Here is a 20,551-nt window from a genome sequence, read left to right as displayed (position 1 = left end):
ATAATATATATCTACTTGAAAGATATAATTTTTTATTTGATATTCTTTTTAGGATTATAAATATCTGAATTTTGATGTACTATCTGTTATATAATTAAGAATATTTGGAGGAAAAATATGTTTACTTTGCCAGAGCTTCCGTATAGAAAAGATGATTTAGTACCATATTTAAGTGCTAGTGTGTTAGACTATCATTATGGTAAACATCATCAAGGTTATGTTAATGCTTTAAACAATCTTGTTGCAGGGACTGATTTTTGTACTTATACAAATGAAGATTTACCTACAGTTATTAAGGCTACGCATGGTAATTTAGCAACCAGATCAATATTTAATAATGCTGGTCAAGTATGGAATCATAACTTTTATTGGCAGTCTATCAAAAAGAATGGAGGTATAGCTCCTACAGGAGAATTACTCAATAGAATTAATAAAGATTTTGGAAGTATTGACAAGTTTAATCATGCTTTTACTGAAGCTGGAAAGAGTCATTTTGGTAGTGGTTGGATATGGTTAGTTTTTGATATTACAGAACAAAAACTTAAGATTCTTTGTACAGCTAATGGTGATACTCCTATTACTCAGTATCCTGATACATATCCATTATTGACTATGGATGTATGGGAACATGCATATTATTTGGATTACTTTAACGTCCGTCAAAGCTACATAGAAATATTTTTAAAGCATTTAGTGAATTGGGATTTTGCATCTCAGAAGTTTTCTAAATGTATTATTTAAGTAAATATGAGTTGGTATTTTCTTAATAGTAGATTAGTTAACTTGTATTATCTATCTATTAATTGCTGAATTTACTTATAGAATTTTAATCTTTATTATGATATTTTAGGTATTAATTTAGTATAGTAATATTTAAATTATGTAATTTGAGTTTTGTTAGTTTTTTCGGATATTTTTATAGATAATAAATGATACTTTTATTAATATACATGAGCAATTATTAATGAAAAGGATTTGTTAACTAGATAAATGATTCTGATTTAATGTTTTATTAAATTGTTATTGTTACTTTAGATTTGTTGTGTGCCATTATAGGTGTTATTTTATATTTTAAACATTTAGTTGTAGTATGCACCTTTAAGACCTAGGATCACTATATTATGTTTTTATTTTGGTTGTTTATTTATGGCAGGTACTGTTAAAGCAGATCAGTTATTTAAAGGTTTAACACGCCCTACAATGCTGTTTGGTGTTAGTTATATATTTGCAATGTTAAATTTCATGATTTGCATAATGATATTTATGTATACTAATGACTTTAGAGCATTATTTATTTTAGGTCCGGGTATACATGCTGTAGGTTTTCTAGCTTCGTCAAAAGAACCCTTATTCTTAGAGTTATTTATGCTAAGAATGAAAAGATGTAGTAAATGTTTAAATAGGTTTTATCATAATGCTAATTCTTACGATGTGATGTGATGTTAAAGCTAAATAGGTTACAGACTAAAAAAAGAAAAATAATAGCTCGGGAATATCATGAATCTAATTTTATTCCCTATAGTGAGCATTGGAATTCTTCTACATTGATGACGAAGGATGGTTCAATGCTTAAGGTTATTAAATTATCTGGATATGCTTTTGAAACTGCTGACGATGAAGATTTATCTATACAAAATTCAATTCGTAATCAGATGTTAAGAAGTATATCGTCTGCATCTTTTGGCTTATATTTTCATATAATTAGACGTAGAAGAAATGCTTTTACAGAAGGTTTTGCTAGTGATAAGGTATCTAGTTCATTTGCAAATTATGTCAATGTAAAATGGCGAGAAAAGCATGCAACAAAGCAATCTTTTACTAATGACTTATATATTACAATAGTTAGAGAAGGTAGCAAAAAGGGTATGGAATTTCTTTCTAGTATCCTTGATAAATTTGGAAAAGCTGCTGCACAAGAAGCAAGAATGAAAGATTTGCATGCTATTTCTGAAGATTTAGATGAAGTAACAAATCGTGTATTTACAAGTTTGCGTAATTATATGCCTAAAATTTTAGGTGTAAGGGAAACCAAACATGGGATATTTTCTGAAATTATGGAATTTTTATTGCAAATAGTAAATTGCGGATCTTTTCAATATGCATTATTTCCTATGGGAGATGTGTCACGATACTTACCTATGCATAGGTTGTATTTTGGTCACAAGACGATACAGGTTGTAAGCCATAATGAGTGTAAATATGCTGGATTAATTAGCTTAAAAGAATACGGTCAAACCACTTCTGCAGGTATGTTAGATGCATTTTTACAACTACCTTATGAATTGATTATTACTCAGTCTTTTCGTTTCACTAATAGGCAAAGTGCTATTACTAAGATGCAAATCCAGCAAAATCGTATGATACAATCTTCAGATAAAGCTGTATCACAAGTAGTAGAAATAAGTCAAGCTTTGGATGATGCAACTAGTGGTAGGATTGCTTTTGGACAACATCATTTAACAATTTTATGTGCAGAAAAGAGTTTAAAAACTCTTGATAATGCGTTGTCTCTAATAGAATCTGAATTATCTAACTGTGGGGTATATCCAGTTAGGGAAAAGATTAACTTGGAGCCAGCATTTTGGGCTCAATTACCTGGAAATTTTGAATATGTAGTGCGTAAAGCTATAATTAGTACGCTAAATATGGCCGGGTTTGCATCTCAACATAATTATCCTGTTGGAAAAAAGTTTAATAATCATTGGGGAGAAGCAGTTACAGTATTTGATACTACTTCTGGTACTCCTTTTTTCTTTAATTTTCATATTCGTGATGTTGGTCATACATCTATTATAGGTCCTACAGGTGGTGGAAAAACAGTATTGATGAATTTTTTATGTGCGCAAGCTATGAAATTTTCACCAAGAATTTTCTTTTTTGATAAGGATTATGGTGCTGAAATTTTTATAAGAGCGATAGATGGGGTTTACATGGTTATAGAGCCTAGGAATCTCACAGGATTTAACCCCTTACAGCTTGATGATACGCCAGATAATCGAACGTTTTTAATGGAATGGATTAAATCTTTAATATCAGTATTTAATGATAAATTTACTTCTGAAGATATAACTCGTATTAATGATGCAATTGAAGGTAATTTTAAGTTAAAAAAGGAACATAGAATATTAAGTAATTTAGTCCCATTTTTGGGTTTGGATGGTCCTAATACTTTAGCTGGAGCAATATCTATGTGGCATAGTAGTGGATCACATGCAGCGATATTTGATAATAAGGAAGATTTATTAGATTTTAATAAATCTAGGGTATTTGGATTTGAAATGAGCCATTTATTAAAAGATCCTGTGTCTCTTGCTCCTGTATTATTATATTTATTTCATAGAATTAGTATTTCTTTAGATGGTACTCCTTCTATTATTGTTTTAGATGAAGCATGGGCGTTGATAGATAACCCAGTATTTGCTCCTAAAATAAAAGATTGGTTGAAAGTTTTAAGAAAGTTAAATACATTTGTTATTTTTGCTACTCAAAGTGTAGAAGATGCTAGTAAAAGTGCTATTAGTGATACTTTGGTACAACAAACTGCTACTCAAATATTTTTGCCTAATTTGAAAGCTACTAGTGCTTATAGAAATGTATTTATGTTAACTGAAAGAGAATATACTTTGATAAAACATACTGATCCTAGTACGAGATTTTTCTTAGTTAAGCAGGGTGTTAGTGCAGTGGTTGCTAGGATTAACTTAAGTGGACTTGAAGACATAATAAGTGTTTTATCAGGTAGGACGGAAACAGTATTAATGTTACATGATTTAATAAAAGAAGTGGGTGATGACCCAAATGTTTGGTTACCTATATTTTATGAAAGAGCAAAATATATATAAAGTAATTTGTTAGATATTCTTAATAAAAGAGTTGATTATGCTAAAGGCTAGTAAAAAGTTAATATATATATTAATGTTATTTTTAATCAATATTAACTTTATGTGTACTAAGCCTGCTCTAGCTGTAGAAGCTGATAGTGAAAAAGTGGCAATTTATAGAACAACATTAGCTAGCAATCCCCTTTGTGCAACAATAAATGAGCACACTAAATACATTGGAATTTCAGGATTTACTGCTGGTATTGCGCTTATTATAGCGAGTATTCCAGTGTTTGCAACAGGACATTGGGTTATTGGTTTAATTATGGTAGGATCAGCATTTGTGTCCATTGGAGTTGCTATTACTAGAGCTACATCATTTTTTGCTTGTAATTGGGCATTTGTTCGTCATCCAGTGATGCGATTTGATGATTTTGATCTGAAAAAAGAAAATAAGAACGGAGTTAATAATATTAAACTTGGTGATTATAAGGAATGTGAACAACCTGAAGGCAGTTATCCTGATTGTGCTAATAAAGATATTGGACTTGAAGAGGAGTATTTTAGATGTATTGCTACTAAAAAGGAAAACAATCAAGATACGTTTAGTTTGAAAGCTGCTAAAGATCAAGAACCTACTTGTCATTCTAGAAAGTTTAAAAAGGCAGATAAATATCAATGGCCTAAAAATCGGGTATCGAGTTCATCTTATATAGAAGTTTGTTATCGTAATCCGGTAGGTATTAGTAATCCGTTTACTATGATAAAAAATATAGGACAAGCTGTTTCAGGTGATGTTGATGCATTATTAAGAGCTGGAGATTATCCAAGGGAAGCTGATTATGGTGATTCTCAAATAAAAAGAGCAAAATATGCTTTGCAAGGATCTGTTAAATGTGAAGTTTTACGAGCTGGTGAAGAAAAGACTATTCATACAATTACCTTTCGTGCTGTAGAAAAGTCTGATAAGATTTGTGTTTATGCTGTTAAAGGGAGTGGTTTACCTTTATGGCCTAATGCTGAAATTGGTTGTCATATGCGACCTGGCGGTCCTCCAGCACCTATGTGTGGTAAATCTGAACCTATTAAGTCAGATACTGGTAAAATTATAGATTATGATAACTCTAAATGCTATAGTTGTTATATAGATGATGCATGTACAGGTAAAGTTGGTGCTTATGTCAAATCTCCTTTTCCTGTAACTTCTACAATAGTTGCTTGTATAAAAGGTTCATTGAATAACATATTGAATGGAACATGTGCGGCTGGTAAAAGCACTGGTAGTCAAAAAGTAGGATTTTTAAAAGTTGCTCAAGAAAAATTAAAAAGAGCGGTAATGGCAGTTTTAATATTAGCTCTAATATTGTTTGCTATTAAAGCAGCTCTTGGTGGTATACAAAGTCCAGCTGAATTATATATGTTGATAATTAAATTTGCTTTGGTAGTATATTTTACTCAAGGTAATGCAATGTCTCATTATTATGATCAGTTAGTGAAATTATCAATTGGTCTGTCAGATATAGTATTAAGTGCGGGGGGTAAGCAGAGTATATGTGACTATAAAGAATCAGATTATTCTAATGAGTATAAGTACATAGCTCCGTGGGATAGATTAGATTGTAGAGTACTATTTTATCTTGGCCAGCAGTTAATTGGTGGATCTGCAACTGTTTTACTTGGGTTATTCATAACAGCAGGTATGTTTTTTGCTACTATGTTATTTAATACTAAGATGATGTTATGTTTAGTTGCAATCTTTGCCGTATTAATGTTGTTGTTTATTATAATATGGTTGGTTTACATATTCTTATTATCATTAATAGCACTTACTATTCTAATATTAATTTCTCCACTTATGATTCCTATGGTACTGTTTCAAGCTACAAAAGGGTTCTTTGATGGGTGGATTAGACAGTTAATGGTTTATAGTTTGTATCCTGTTATATTATTTGGGTTTCTTGCATTGTTATTTACTGTGTTTGATAACTTATATTTTGAAGATCTTGAATTTCAAAGGCATGAGGTTACCATCATTGATGCTCAAAGAATTACTTTTAAATTAAAAGATCCAAAGCAATGTGATAGTGCAAAATATGACTATAATCTGGCTTGTATGTTTGGAAATATAAAGTTTTTATCACAACCTGCATTTTTGGGATTCAATGCTTATGCTCCTGATTTTAGACATGAAGCTGAGATGTTGTGGACAAAGCTGTTGATGATGGTATTGATAGGGTTTTTGTTTTATCATTTCTTGTCTTCTATTTCTTATATTGCAGCTGAGCTCGCGGGAGATCCAAGGGCAGGTCACGTTGGTTCATCATTAAGTCCTAAAGCTATGATGGGTTCTGCAATGAATCTTGCAGGTAAAGCACAAGGTACTGGTTTCAATAAGGCGAGGGAAGCTATTAGTAATAGGTTAGGAGGTAGTAAATCTGGATCAGATGGAGGTAAGGATGAAATATCTTCTGGGTCCTCTAAGTCATCTGACTCATAAGACGGTTCTTCGTGAGTATTTTGATAATAAATAAGAGGGAATAACAGAGAACTTATAATAAGAATGTATGTTGGTTTAATTTGTAAGATAGTAGAATGTATTAAATGTTATGTTGTTTATTAAAGTAGAAGAGCTGATTTTATGATGAGAATAGTATTGGTAATCAGTGTTTTACTTCTATCGAGCTGTGGATATCATAAGTGTATCAAGCCACAAGATATGTTATACGATGAATATTCAAGTGTTGTAATTGCTGGAATAAAAGAAGGAGAAAAAGAACATATTACCTGGGTTAAATCAGATTTAATATTAGCTGGAAGGGAGTTGTTAGATATTAGTGTAAGTACTGTAAATGTTAATTTTTGTAGTAATGATAAAAAAACAATAGATATTTTTGTTAATGGTGATGAAACAAGCGGAAGTGAGAAAAAGTTTTATTTAGGGTTTAATAATATAATGCAAAAAGATAAACTTAGCTTTAGAGTAGTGCCTGAGTTTGAGTTTACTGTTGATAAAGATATATGTGATAACAAAGATCCTAGAGTTTATGTTCAAAATAAAGATAAGTGTATGGACACTTATTTTGGAGAACATCATTATATACCTTTTGGTAAACATAATGGTCAAATGAATAATATGATGTATTTAGAAAAGAAAGGAACCACATCACAAGAGAAAAAGGAAGAAGAAAGGGCTTGGATTGATTTTCCATCTAGGATTTTATATAATGTTAATTCTAGTATGTATGATAAATTAGTTGATAGTTTAAGTAAATATAATAATACACGTAATGGAAATGATCAGGGAATAAACTCTGATCTGTCTTTGCTTTGTAAAAATCAGGATGATACTCAAAAAAACAAAGATCGAGATCCTGATTTAATACAAAAATACAAAAGGTTATATGATGCATATACTATAAATATGTTGTGTGGAAATTTGTGTGGTTTTTATAGTTATGAGAATAAGAAGAGTGAAGAAAATTGTTTTGTTGTTGAAAAAGTGAATTATATTCCAGGACAAGAAGATATCCGTTCTTGTATTGGTAGGACACAATGTAGTGTAAAGGACAATATACAATATACAGGATTACGTTTTGTATATCTATTGCATGATCAAAACATAAACAGTTTTATTAAGTCTGATGAGATAGTTAACAAATGGAAAAGTGATGAACAAAATAGTAAAGTTGATAATGCTATAGGGTTATTGACTGGTTATGACTATACATTTTTAAAAGAAATTAAAGATGGTACTTCAGGTCTGTATTTACAAGTGCGTCCTCCGCAAGGTAGTACGTTGAAAGGTAAATATAAGATTGAAGCTATGAGAGATTGTAGTGGTTATGCTGAAGATAGTTTGTATTATGCAATATCTAAAGGTGTACCTAGTAACAAACCAGGGGAGGGAAATACACATAAAATTGAATTTGCCAGCGATAAAAGTGTAACTATCAATTTAACAAAACAAGATAAAGATGGTGAATTGTATTTCGGTGTAAAAGATAATGGAGATGGGTACCAAAATAACACTGGTTATTTTAATATAACAGTTGTTGCGAAAAAGAAAATACCTCAAATTATCTCTTATATCGTTAATGCCTTAAAGGATAGTTTATACAGAGGGTTATATGGTACATCAGCTACTAATTCTGGATCTGTCCATTTAATATATGATAGTTTGATCAAAAATACGCATTTTATCCAAATGGTAAAAGCATTACTGGTTTTGTACATCTTGATAAATGCATTATTTTATTTTGTTGGTTTTGCTAAATCTTCTATTTTTGAATTACTAGTTATAACGTTAAAAATAAGTGTAGTAATGTATGTTATTGGTCCTAATAGTTGGGACTTTTTTCATAATTATTTATTTAGATTATTTACTGACGCTCCTATAGAACTAATTAATATTCTTACAGGTCAAGAAGCTAAGGATAGTACAAGTTTTGCATTTTTAGATATGATGTTATATAGGTTTTCTTTATCTAGTAGTTGGTTACAAATACTATCATTGTTTTTTACAGGACCAATAGGATGGGTAAGTGTAACTTTAATATTTTGGGGATTATGTGTTTTGTTTTTAACTATTGCAGGTGCAATTATTACCTATTTAATATCTATTGTTCTTGTAGGATTGTTGTTGAGTATAGCGCCATTTTTTATAATTTGTATTCTATTTAAGCGTACTAAGGCAATTTTTGATGCATGGATAAAGTCTTTAGTTCAGACAGTCATGCAACCTGTTATTATATTTGCATCTTTTGCTCTTCTTACTGGAGCAATAGATAGTATAATACAAGCTATGTTTAATTTTGAATCGTGTGATGCTTGTGTTATTGAACCTACTATTGATATAGGAATAATTAAAATAACTTTCTGTTTGCTTGAATTTCTCCTTCCTTCTGGTTTTTCTCCTCTTTCAACGTTTTCTGATAATATGAGAGATTCAGTAAATGGTGACTCATTAATATTTATAGGATTACCAGCTCCTGTTACTAAAATAATAGCCTTTGTTATTATGGTAAATGCTACTAAACATTTTGTTGGATCTTCTGGGGAAATGTGTACGTCAATTTTTGGATCATTTGCTAATTTGTCTTCAGTTGCTGATCATGCGAAAGAGAGCCTTTTAGGGGTAATTGGTATGGATAGGAATACTCGTATGCAAAGGGAAAGATATAATGAAATGAGTAGTATGAATAATCAAAGTAGTGATGGTGAGCGTAAACGTAGTTCTTTTGCTGCTCCTTTGCCTGCAGAAGATGGTAATAAGTCGTCACGTAGTGGTGTTTTAATTCCTGAAAGTCCTCCATCTAGTTTTGGTAAATAATATGAAAAATGGTGTTATATTATTGATGCTGTGTTTTATAACTGGATGTGGGATCAATTGTATAGAAGGTAGTAAAGGTGTAAGTAGTACCTCAGTTAGTGTTGATGTTGTACCTACAGCAAAGGTTAGTATTATAGCAAAGGAGATAACGAAAGATGGAAAAAAAACTACGCAGTATTATAAAAAGGTGCATCCTCATTGGGTTGATACTGGAATAAGAGTTAGTGAAGACCAAAAAGTTAACTTAACAATTAGTGGATCAGTGAATCTATGTCCTAAGGATTCTTTGAATCCAAAAGAAATAATTGTACCGGCTATTTCGTGTAATGATGGGATTCCTGATTATAAGTATCAAAATGAATCTACTTATTTTAATATGAAGAAAGTATGTGGAGGTGCTTATCTAAAGCATCAGAAAAATACATGGGAACGAAACTTAGTAGATCAGATAATTTTTAAATCTGATGTTACAAAAGGTCAAAAACAAGCTAAGGAACAACAAGTGAAGCAAGTAAATCAAGTAAATCAAATGATTTTTTCACCTGATGTTCATACTATAAGCACATTTCGTCTTAATAAAGGTGATGTTTTTAGGGTTAATCTAGTGCCTAGACAAGTAAAGATTAAAAGTTGTAGTAGTGCTGAATTAAAAAATTCAGGTATTATATATTATTCTGACAATGAAATATTTTCAGATGATAAATGTGCTCACCCTATAAAAGCTGAAGATATATGTAAAAGTGGTGTACAATCTTTTTCTATAAAAATGGGAGATAAATCAGAGGATTGTATACATTTTCCACAAGGAAGTGGAGGAATAGATCGTTTGCAAGGGACAAAAGTTTCTGCATTAGTGGATAATAGATATTCTCCTCGTGGAAACAAAATATTTTATACAAGTGATAGTAAGAAAAATTGGATAAAAGCTCCTTTTGTTTATGATGCTAGGACAATTAAGAATCAGAAAAGTGTTGATAAGTTAAAAAGTCAATGTGAGATTATTAAGGAACTTAACAAGAAAGACCTTATGGGTTATATAAAAAATAATGGTACTGACACCCTAAGATATTATAAAGAACTACGAGAAAAAAAAGCTATAGAATTAGAAGTTACACAAGATACTATAGATGTTCTTAATAATTTTACCACTTATGATATTAATTGTGTTTGTGGTACGATATGTAAATCTAATGAATCATTGACGCAACAAGGTAAAATACCTTCTGTATTAACTATTAATGGAAGTAGTAATGAATGTAGTGTTACGGATAATTCAAATCAAGAGTTTAAGAATGCAAAGAAAGAAGATTTAGAGAAGAAGGATTGGACAAAGCAAGAATGGAATAAAGATGTTAAGACAGAAATAATAGCAGGATTGACAGCATATTTTAGATTATTTAATAATAGAGTAGGTAAGAGTGATAAAGAATTGTTGCATCGTTGTTTTCCTGGTGATGCAACGGGGTTCAGATGTATTTATAGTATTCCTGGAAAAAGTGTGAAAGAAAATAGCATAAAATCTAATGTTAATTATACTTATGAACTTGATGATCCTGTTCTATTGAATTTTGGGATAATAGGTGAATATAATAAATATAAAGATTATTCTGGTGGGTATAATATTCATGTAGAACGTATGTGTAATTTTGTAGATGGAAAGAAATTATACATGTACATAGGAAATACTCCTCCAACTATGTTGCCAGGTAGTGAAAATACTACTGAGCTTTTTGTTTCAAAGAAAGGTGACACAAACTCTGCTTCTGGAACTGCAACTTATACAATAAATGACGATAATTCTACAAAAAAATCTGGTACTATTTATTTAGGAGTAGATGTTAGAGGTTATGAAGATCAATTTGATTATCGAAGTATGCCAAGTGTTGAGTCAAGTAATAAGTATACTGTTGAATTTGCTATTAGTAGATGGAATCCTAATTTTTCTCAAGCATTTGTGATGATTAGAGATTTTCTATTAAAGATCTTGTATGGATTACCTGATAATCAAAAAACTAGTAGTATATCTCAAGCAATGGATGTTATCCGTAGTACTAACTCAAAAGGTGCAGTACAACATATTTATACCAATCAAACTACTTCCGGGAGATTGTGGAGAGGGGTACAAGCATTATGTACTTTATATATTATTTTTACGATATTGGGTTATGTTATAGGGGTTGTAAAATGTACTAAATATGATTTGGGAGTCCGTGTTGCTAAAATAGCAGTAGTAGTTGGTTTATTGAGTCAAGATAGTTGGGAACTTTTTAGTAGTCATTTCTTCTCTCTATTTGTTCAAGGTGTAAGTGATTTGATAGCTACATTCAACGGAGAGTTGGATGGAGATAATTCATTTTCATTTTTAGATCCAACTATAGGAGTATTATTAACAGGAGAAGTGTGGATTAGATTTTTGACATTAATAGTTACAGGTCCTATAGGATGGCTTGTATTTGCTATGATTATATGGGCTGTGTTTGTATTTTTTCTATGTATAATTGAGGCAGTGATAGCATACTTGTTTACTATTGTTGCTGTTGCATTTTTAGCTACGTTAGCTCCTATTTTTATAACTTTTCTCTTGTTTCAATTAACAAAAACATTATTTGATTCTTGGATTAAAATGTTAGTGAATTTTTCACTGCAACCTATAATCTTATTTGCTGCGCTTGCATTTTTAAATCAAGTAATGTTAACAGTGTTGCATGATGTGACAGGTTTTACTGTTTGTAATCAATGTTTTCTTGGGTTAAGTCTTCCTACAAGTGTGGCTGAAAAAGGTGCACCACCTGATATTTGTGTTATGCCTTTGTTATTGCCGGTAGGTTATGCTAGTGAATTGTCTATAGATGATGCTGTTAGAGAGTCAGATTCTAGAGATGGTAGAATTGGATTTCTTGGGCTTCCTTTTGGGATTACATCAGTTTTAGTATTGCTTATTACAGCGAATGCTATGAAGGCATTTAGAGGAATGTCAGAATCTATTTCTCAGTCTATTTCGGGAAGTATTGCTGGTATTGGTGCTAGTTTACATGCAGCTACTCAATCTTTGGCATCGATAGTAGGGCTTGATCAAGAAACTCAGAGTATTATTAAGAGTGCAATGGCAAACCGTAGATCTACTGGTCAGTCAGATGTTAATATTTCAAGTAGAGCTGGTACTAATCCTGTTAATGAAGGGGAACCATTGAGTAAGGATGGTGATGGTGGTGATAATAGACCAGTTGTTGGTGATCAGGATAAATTAGGTGGTAATAATGTGTCCCCAGATCAAGAAGTTGTTGATAGTAATGAAGGTAGCCGAGTTTCTCAAGGAGGCCGTTACGGCCCAGTTGATCATAGTTTAATGGATTCTGGTAGGGGTCAAGTATTAGATACTGATTCTTCAAGTTATAGAGATAATACTGATGGTAATAATGTTAGTGGTTTAGGTAATGTAGCTGATACTTCTGATCGTGGTGTAGGAAATCCAGTGGATGATTCATCAAGTAATACGAGTGTAGAGAGTAGTGTAGATAGTGATACACAAGATAGTGATTCAAGAGCAGGTAATAGTGATACTGAAAGTGGATATGATGATGAACGACAAGGCAAGTCTGATGTAGAGGAAGCTGAGCCTACAACTGATAGATATGATACTACAGGTGATCAAAATAATGTAGATAGTTCTCAAACACATGAAGAAACAGGTAGTGCTTCGGATAAAGTGTCTGATAATAATGAAAATCAAGATAATAATGAGCAGCAAGGCAAATCTGATGTAGAGGAAGCTGAGTCTACAACTGACAGACATGATGCTACAGGTGATCAAAATAATGTAGATAGTTCTCAAACACATGAAGAAACAGGTAGTGCTTCGGATAAAGTGTCTGATAATAATGAAAATCAAGATAATAATGAGCAGCAAGGTAAGTCTGATGTAGAGGAAGCTGAGTCTACAACTGACAGACATGATACTACAGATGTTCAAGATAGTGTTGATAGTACTGCAACGCATGAAGAAACAGGTAGTGCTTCGGATAAAGTATCTGATGATAATGAAAATCAAGATAATAATGAACAGCAAGGCAAGTCTGATATAGAGGAAGCTGAGTCTACAACTGACAGACATGATACTACAGATGTTCAAGATAGTGTTGATAGTGCTGCAACGCATGAGGGATCAAGTACTACAGAAAAAGTATCTGATGATGATGAGAGTCGAAATAGTAGTACGGAAAGTGATGGTTCTTCTGGTGTAGGGGAAACAGATAATGAAAGTGATAGGCATGATACTGTCAATAGTACTTCAGCTGATGGTTTAGGAGATACTACAGATAAAGTACCCGATGATAATGATAAAGGTAGTAGTACACAAGAAAACGTAGAGCAAGAAAGTAGTACAAGTGATGGTTCAGCTAGTGAATCAGGTGATGGAAATAGTGATACTAATAGCTCAACTTCAGAAGAGGATAAATCAGGTGTTGATGAAAATAACAATGTATCTGATAGTACTGGTGATATGAATAGTGAAGAAGGTAAAGTATCAAGTGCTGTTGATGTTTCTTCTAATGAAAGTGAGGATGTTAGTAGTAAGAGGGGTAAGCGTGGAATTAATTTCCTGGATGGGCCTCAAAAACAAAGACTGTATATGGATGAATATTCCAGCGTGAAAGAAAAAATTGCCGGTCATCAGTCAGCTATAGATGTGGAAGAAGAGTCCCATGAAAGATCTAAGGTGAGAAGGCGTGGTAAGAAGAAAGAAGAATAAAAATAGAATGTGGTTATATGTATAATTTTATTAAAGATCATTTTATAAAATTATTGTTACTTCTGTTAGTGACTGCGTGTGAGTCAAATCAACATCCAGTGCCTAGATGTATACCAGCTGATGTATTTACTGAAGGTAGAACAACTTCTGTGTCTGCATATTTTGATCCTAGTTCTGAGCATTTTATATCTGACGATAAGGTTTTAGGAAATTCTGTTGAAAACAATCAAGTAGTACGATGGAAATATACTGGATATGTAACAAATGGTCATCCAATTGTACTAAGAGCTGAAGGAATGTGGACTTCATGGACAAAGAGTAATCCTAATGTAACTAGTGTTCAAAAAAATACTACAGATTATGGAGATGATGATGTAGATCGTTATAATGCTATATTGGATGTTAACAGAGTTTGTGGTCCTTATAAAAAAATAGACAAGACATTTTCTAATGGTACAACTCAATGTAAAGTGTCATGTGAAATGATTTCTGGAGTTCAAGATGATTTAGAAAAAGGGGCATATGGTCCACCTTGTTGGTTTAGGAATGGATATGGGGCGTATCTTTTATTTAAAAGACCAGAAGATCCTGAGCCGAATGAAACAGTTACTAATATGAGATATCCAACTTCTCCTGTTCTGCATATAGGATATACACCATTAGAGTTAGCAGGTACTCATGGTATTTCTTCTAACAATAGAAAAATTAAGGATTCTTCTTGTAAAGATGTAAAATTAGAACCAGGATGGAAGATATATATCAAAATTTTAGATAGAAATTATTACGATAATGTTGGTGGATACACGGTTACTTTTCTTGATGGTATAAAATCAGAGCAAGAGTTTTCTGCATTTGAATGGGTGAGAAAGGAAGTTAGAGGAAGGTTAGATAAGGCAGGAGAAGATCTTTTTAAAAATATAGTGAAAAATCCAGTATTTAAAAATTTTGTTTTTAGTTTATTAACTTTATTTTTAATATTTGGTTCACTAGCTTATATTTTAGGTATTGTACGTACTCCATTTGCTGATGTTATTGTCAGATTATTAAAGATGGCTTTAATGTTGTTATTGATTTCTCCTAATAGTTGGGATTTCTTTTATAACCATTTATTGCGTTTATTTGTTCATGGTACGGATCAGATTATTGCTATGATTAATAGTTACACAGGTGATTATAATCCTCAAGCACCATTTTCTTTTATGGATATAATGATCCGCGATAAGATTTTTTCCCCAGTTATTTGGAAAATAAAAATTAGAGCATTAATTGTTGCTAATTTTTCTTCAATATTTGCTGTATTGGTTATTGTGATTGCAGTGCTTATTTATATTGCGTTGTGCATATATGGATTCGTTATATATCTGACGGCATTTGTTGGTATTACATTTTTAGTGGGGTTAATGCCAATATTATTATTAGGTATTTTATTTTCTCAATTTAAGAGTTTATTTGATGGGTGGTTAACACAATGTATAAGTTTCTCATTGCAAGCGATATTAGTATTTACTTTGATTTCGTTGTTTGGGACGCTTATTATGAATTATTATTACCGAATCTTTGGGTTTACGGTATGTTATAATGAATGGATGAAGGTAAAAATTTGTATATTTGGTAAAGTTGGATGTCTAATAAATAGTAGTTTATTTGGGTGGACTCCAGGTCAGACGTATGATCCAAAAGTGATTGGTATTAGTTCAGATTTTAACGTTAGCGATAAGAAATCGTCGGGTGATGATACTGATGATATTAAGATGTTTGGTAATGCAAGGTATAAGTTTACTAGTGGAGGTGGGTATATAGATGTTCCTCCTGATCGTAAATATAAGGATTTTAGATATATAGACTATCCATTCCTTGATCCGGATACTGAAAGTGATAGTAATCCACATGGTGTTAACGTTGCAAAAGATAGTAAATTCAAGGAATTATCGAATCTTGTTAATGCGTTGCTAACCACTGATAAGAAATATGTAGTTGCTAGGTTGGTTAATGAGATTAAGACCGAATTGGAAAGCTTACAAAAAAGTAATGCAATAACCCTTGAGAGTAAAAATAAGGTTTTAAATATTATAGATAGTAGGATTAATACCGATAAAAGTGCTAATAAAGATGCATTGGATAAATATGGTGATCAAAGTTTTAAATCACAAATAATTAACAGTGTAATTACTGATATTATAGGTGGTGAAGCTATTACTCCTACTAGCCAGGAAAAATTGAATGAGCAGTATGATTATACTTTAATTAAAGGAATATGGGCTGGAGATTTAATTTTATGGTCAGAGGTTGGCTCTTTATTTCTTGCTGCATTATTGATATGGCAAATGCGTGCTTTTGTCCAAAGTGTGGCTGTGTCTTTGGCTGGCGGTAGTATGATGTCGCAAACTATTGCGAGTATGTATGAGGAAGGATTCCTAAAGACTTTTTCAAGCATTCCTGTTATAGGTAAGGTATTTAGAGCAATAGATGGAGGATTGGACTCATATAAGTTATTAGTTGGTAATTATATTACAGAAACAGTACGTAGACCTTTAAATATGTTGGAGAAAGTACCTGTTTTAGGACATGCTGTTAAGTTTACTGGTAAAGTTACTGGTGGATTAACATCTTCATATGGTGAATATGATAGGAGATATAGTTCAAGCTTTAAGCAGTTAAATTACGCTCGTGCTTTCATAGGGGCTCATTTAGGATTCTCTCCATTGAGTGCAATGAAATATTTAGGTGGATATGCTGCTGGCAAAATGTTAGGCAATAGAAGTGGTGGACTAATTCATAATATGATCCAGGATCGTAAAGCAGCACTGGATAGTTTAAAGGCTCATATGTTAGGTCCTCAACAGCATAAGCCTAGTCCTTATCTTCCTAACAAGAAAGAAGATGATTCTAATCCTTTTGCTAAAAGTGATGCTAAAAATATGAAAGAAGGTGACTCTCATTCTCCTTCTAAAACTGATGTTGGTGGAAGTAGTGTTCCTCATACTCTTGATAGTGATGTTAAAGATGTAATAGGCAGTGCTGGCTCTCTTAATAGATCTGTAGATCCTCGTGATTATTCTCCTGCTGTGACTGATGTTGGAAGTGTAACTGGTGGTCCTAATCCTATCGATAATGATGCTGGGAATATGAAAGGTGTTCCTCATGCTCTTGATAGTGATGTTAGAAATATACTAGATAGTAGTAGTTCTTTGTCTCCAGTGGACTTGGGAGGACAAAGCTCTTTATTAGATGATTCTGGTAATGTATGTGTAAATCAGGGTAATTTGGGAGATGCTCTTGAAGCAAGAGAACAGCTTAAATTGATGTCTAGCAATACTCAGGATGAAGCTGCATTGAGGAATATTAATTATGATATTGATAGGTTAGACAGTGCTTTAAAAGAGCATTTAGGTAGTAATTTTGATAAAGTAACAGGAGAATATGCTAGTTCTTATCAATCAGTGGAACATCCTACTACTCTATCGGATGCTGATTATAAATTAAATGTTAATGATATTTCTAGATTGGGTAATGTAGAGCAAGTATCAGATACATTGTCTTCTAGTTCAGATACAGGATTTTCAGAATCCAGTGATTCTACAGGTTTGGATAGACGTGATGTAGGATCTTCTCAAGATGGATTGGGTGAAGTTTCTTCTGCAAATGTTTCTTCACAAGGAGAAGCTGTGCCACAAGCAGAAGGAGTGGAATTAGAAGTTTTAAGAGCAGGTTCTGGAGAGCAGTTTTCTAGTGAAACTGGTCCTGATGTGCAAAGTGAAGTACAGGCAAGTGGAGAAGGTGCAGAGCTTAGTAGTACACGGTCAGATATGCTTGATATAGGATCTTCTCAAGATGGATTAGGTGAAGTTGCTTCTGCAGATGTGTTTTCACAAGGAGAAGCTGTGCCACAAGCAGAAGGAATGGAATTAGAAGTCTTAGGGTCAGATTCTGGAGAACTATTATCTAATGAAACTGATCTCGAAATACAAGGTGAAGTGCAAGCTCATGTTAGTGATGAGATGAGAGAATCAGCAGATATTGTTGAGAATCAGGATGTTGATAGTGTTCTTGATACAAGTCTGGAATCATCTACATCAAGTAGTACGGAACCTAGTATTGATATGCAAGTTACTGATGATGGGGTTTCTGGTGTAAAAGATAATGTATCATATGAATCATCAGTGGATGATCAAGATAAGGTTGATGAAGTAGTTGATCAAAGTAAGTCAGATATTAGCAGTTCTGGTGAAGAAGGAAATACATCTGATGCTTCTGGGACAGAATCTGATATGCAACCTAGTGAAGAGCAAAAAACTTTATCTGATTCAGAAGATGACCGTGAGCAATTAGATGATGTGTTACAAGCAAATCCTTATCATGCTAATGAAGAGATTTTAGATTTAGCTTCCCTTGAATCAGAGTTACCTAATGTTGTAGTAGGAAGTGTGGGTATTTCTTCTAGTAATAGTGATGTAAAAGATCCTACAACAGAAGAAAGTGATAATGTGGCTTCTGATGATGATGTACATTTTGATGAGAAGGATGAAGGTGCTGCTCAAGAACCAGATGTGGTAGATTTAGATAGTAAAGTAAAAGAATCTGAAGCAGATGGTAGTGGTGATGTAGAAGAGTCTACAGCAGAGGAAAGTAGTAATGTGGCTTCTGATGATGATGTACATTTTGATGAGAAGGATGAAGGTGCTGCTCAAGAACCAGATGTGGTAGATCTAGATAGTAAAGTAAAAGAATCTGAAGCAGATAGTGGTGGTGATGTAGAAGAGTCTACAGCAGAGGAAAGTAGTAATGTGGCTTCTGATGATGATGTACATTTTGATGAGAAGGATGAAGGTGCTGCTCAAGAACCAGATGTGGTAGATCTAGATAGTAAAGTAAAAGAATCTGAAGCAGATAGTGGTGGTGATGTAGAAGAGTCTACAGCAGAGGAAACAGATGATACTTCTGATCAAAGTATAGTGGCTAATGAAGAAGATCAAAAGGCTAGTGATGGTATGGAAGTAGAAGAAACAGAATCTGATGATACAATAGAAGAGAAAAAACAAGAGTCTGATGTAGAGTCAACAGAAGAAAGTGAAGAAAAAGTTGATAATACTGAAGATATGTCTGAGCAACAGTTAGTAGTAGATGAAGAAGGTACAGATGGCTCTGACATTACTACTGGTGTAACACCTGTATCTAGTGGTGAAGGAATTGCTGCGGTACACCAAGCATCTGATGATATTAATGCATTGAATTTGCAGAAACAAGTAGTACGTCAAAATGTACTATTTGCTAATACTGCTCAGCCATTAAATACTGAAGGAAAAGGAAATGTGATAGATCATGGAAAACATGCTACAACTAAAGAGAGTAGTGAGACTAAGAAAGCAGAATCTAAAGGTAAGACTACTGAGAAAAAAGATGCTTCAAAATCTACTAAAACAAAGAAAACATCTTTACCAAAAATGATGTCTGGTATTAAAACTATGGTTAGTGGATATGCAAAACAGATATCAACAGAAATATCAAATTCTCTTGATAAATTTTTTGAAGACAGCGATTCTAAGAAACGTGGTAAAAAGAAGCACTCAAAAGAAGAGATTGAGTCTATGGTAAGAAATCTTGAACAATTATTAGACTCTTTAAAACTTAAAAAGTCTACAACTAATGATCCTGCTGAAATAATAAAGCTGGATAAAGATATAGAAAAATTAGAAAGTACAATAAAATCTATTTTAGATGATCAATAGCCATATTTTTTGACATTTATGTGTTCTATTATTGCATTTATATAAGTAAGTTGTATGAGGTATTTTTAAGTTTTTATTTCTATTAGTGTAATATTATTACAATTATACTGTTTATAATTATCTATAGAATATGATAAATAATCTAAATCGAATCTTACAGGGACATCAAATTCATAGTCTGCATATATTTCTATTCCATTATTTGGTGGAACATCAAATTCTATTTGTCCATTGGAATAGTTAATGGAAAATCCATTGTTTTTAATAGAATCATTGTAATAGATTTTTACTGTGTTGATTACTGGTTTTCTTATTGTACGTGCATATGAAAATTGCCCGACTTGATATGTTTTAACTAGTTGAAAAGTTGTTTTATAATTATTTCCTATTCCTATTTTTTGTTTTGTTGCTTTATAATCTGCCCAGTCTTTAAACCGAAAACCAATAGCCTTGCCTTTATGAATATAAAAAAAATTGATTAGTTTCAGTAATTCTTCTCCTGATTTTACACTATACATAATATTATACTTGTTTCGTGGGTATGATATGTTGATTTTTCGATACTCGTTTCCATTGTTTGTTTCTATAATGTTTGTTACAAATTCTGGTCCTCCAGTTGATCCATAAGAAATATCTTCTGGAAATCTTGTTTCATAAAATGTCATAGTGCTACCTTAGAATGTATTTGTTATTCAATGTTATTAAAGTATTGTTGATTACGTATGGTATGTACTATTATATACATAAGCTGTGATATTATGTAATCATATAATGATAACTATAGGTTTACATTCTATAGTGCTGGGAAAAGTGGGGTAAGAGTTTATTAAAAAGTATGAACTTGATAGTTTAGTATAAAAATACTGTACCTTGTGATTGTGTATAATTATAAAATTTAGCAAGAAAATATAATATATTGTGTCTA

The 20,551-nt window shown here is 32.3% G+C and carries 8 protein-coding genes; 7 read left to right on the top strand and 1 reads right to left on the bottom strand.

The window, feature by feature from the left end:
* The first annotated feature begins 117 nt into the window (after positions 1-117).
* From EDL80_RS02950 to EDL80_RS02920, 7 genes are all read left to right on the top strand, one after another.
* Positions 118-741, top strand: a complete 624-nt coding sequence (locus EDL80_RS02950) for a superoxide dismutase (protein ID WP_158406696.1) — start codon at positions 118-120, stop codon at positions 739-741.
* Positions 742-1,146: 405 nt separating this feature from the next.
* Positions 1,147-1,440: a type IV secretion system protein VirB3 gene (locus EDL80_RS02945; protein WP_158406695.1), complete on the top strand. Its 294-nt coding sequence runs from the start codon at positions 1,147-1,149 to the stop codon at positions 1,438-1,440.
* Positions 1,440-3,842, top strand: coding sequence for a VirB4 family type IV secretion/conjugal transfer ATPase (locus EDL80_RS02940; RefSeq protein ID WP_158406694.1), 2,403 nt, complete (start codon positions 1,440-1,442; stop codon positions 3,840-3,842). The genes EDL80_RS02945 and EDL80_RS02940 overlap by 1 nt, the downstream gene beginning before the upstream one ends.
* A gap of 37 nt (positions 3,843-3,879) precedes the next feature.
* Positions 3,880-6,318, top strand: coding sequence for a type IV secretion system protein (locus tag EDL80_RS02935; protein WP_158406693.1), 2,439 nt, complete (start codon positions 3,880-3,882; stop codon positions 6,316-6,318).
* Between the two features lie 141 nt (positions 6,319-6,459).
* A complete protein-coding gene (locus EDL80_RS02930) occupies positions 6,460-9,150 on the top strand; it encodes a type IV secretion system protein (protein ID WP_158406692.1) in 2,691 nt (896 codons plus the stop codon).
* A 1-nt stretch (position 9,151) separates the two neighbouring features.
* Positions 9,152-13,900: a type IV secretion system protein gene (locus tag EDL80_RS02925; RefSeq protein ID WP_158406691.1), complete on the top strand. Its 4,749-nt coding sequence runs from the start codon at positions 9,152-9,154 to the stop codon at positions 13,898-13,900.
* 17 nt (positions 13,901-13,917) lie between these two features.
* On the top strand, positions 13,918-19,626 hold the full coding sequence (locus EDL80_RS02920; RefSeq protein WP_158406690.1) for a type IV secretion system protein: 5,709 nt from the start codon (positions 13,918-13,920) through the stop codon (positions 19,624-19,626).
* 65 nt (positions 19,627-19,691) lie between these two features.
* Here EDL80_RS02920 and EDL80_RS02915 read toward each other — a convergent pair whose 3' ends face one another.
* On the bottom strand, positions 19,692-20,291 hold the full coding sequence (locus EDL80_RS02915) for a DUF2460 domain-containing protein (RefSeq protein ID WP_158406689.1): 600 nt from the start codon (positions 20,289-20,291) through the stop codon (positions 19,692-19,694).
* Between the last annotated feature and the right edge of the window lie 260 nt (positions 20,292-20,551).

The organism is Ehrlichia ruminantium, assembly GCF_009728835.1.
Taxonomy (GTDB): Bacteria; Pseudomonadota; Alphaproteobacteria; order Rickettsiales; family Anaplasmataceae; genus Ehrlichia; species Ehrlichia ruminantium_B.
The sequence above is the reverse complement of the archived record's forward strand: the minus strand, read 5'-3'. Positions and strand labels throughout refer to the sequence as shown.

Coding starts and splice junctions, on each gene's coding strand:
- EDL80_RS02950 (WP_158406696.1), top strand. CDS start 118: ATGTTTACTTTGCCAGAGCTTCCGTATAGAAAAGATGATTTAGTACCA.
- EDL80_RS02945 (WP_158406695.1), top strand. CDS start 1,147: ATGGCAGGTACTGTTAAAGCAGATCAGTTATTTAAAGGTTTAACACGC.
- EDL80_RS02940 (WP_158406694.1), top strand. CDS start 1,440: ATGTTAAAGCTAAATAGGTTACAGACTAAAAAAAGAAAAATAATAGCT.
- EDL80_RS02935 (WP_158406693.1), top strand. CDS start 3,880: ATGCTAAAGGCTAGTAAAAAGTTAATATATATATTAATGTTATTTTTA.
- EDL80_RS02930 (WP_158406692.1), top strand. CDS start 6,460: ATGATGAGAATAGTATTGGTAATCAGTGTTTTACTTCTATCGAGCTGT.
- EDL80_RS02925 (WP_158406691.1), top strand. CDS start 9,152: ATGAAAAATGGTGTTATATTATTGATGCTGTGTTTTATAACTGGATGT.
- EDL80_RS02920 (WP_158406690.1), top strand. CDS start 13,918: ATGTATAATTTTATTAAAGATCATTTTATAAAATTATTGTTACTTCTG.
- EDL80_RS02915 (WP_158406689.1), bottom strand. CDS start 20,291: ATGACATTTTATGAAACAAGATTTCCAGAAGATATTTCTTATGGATCA.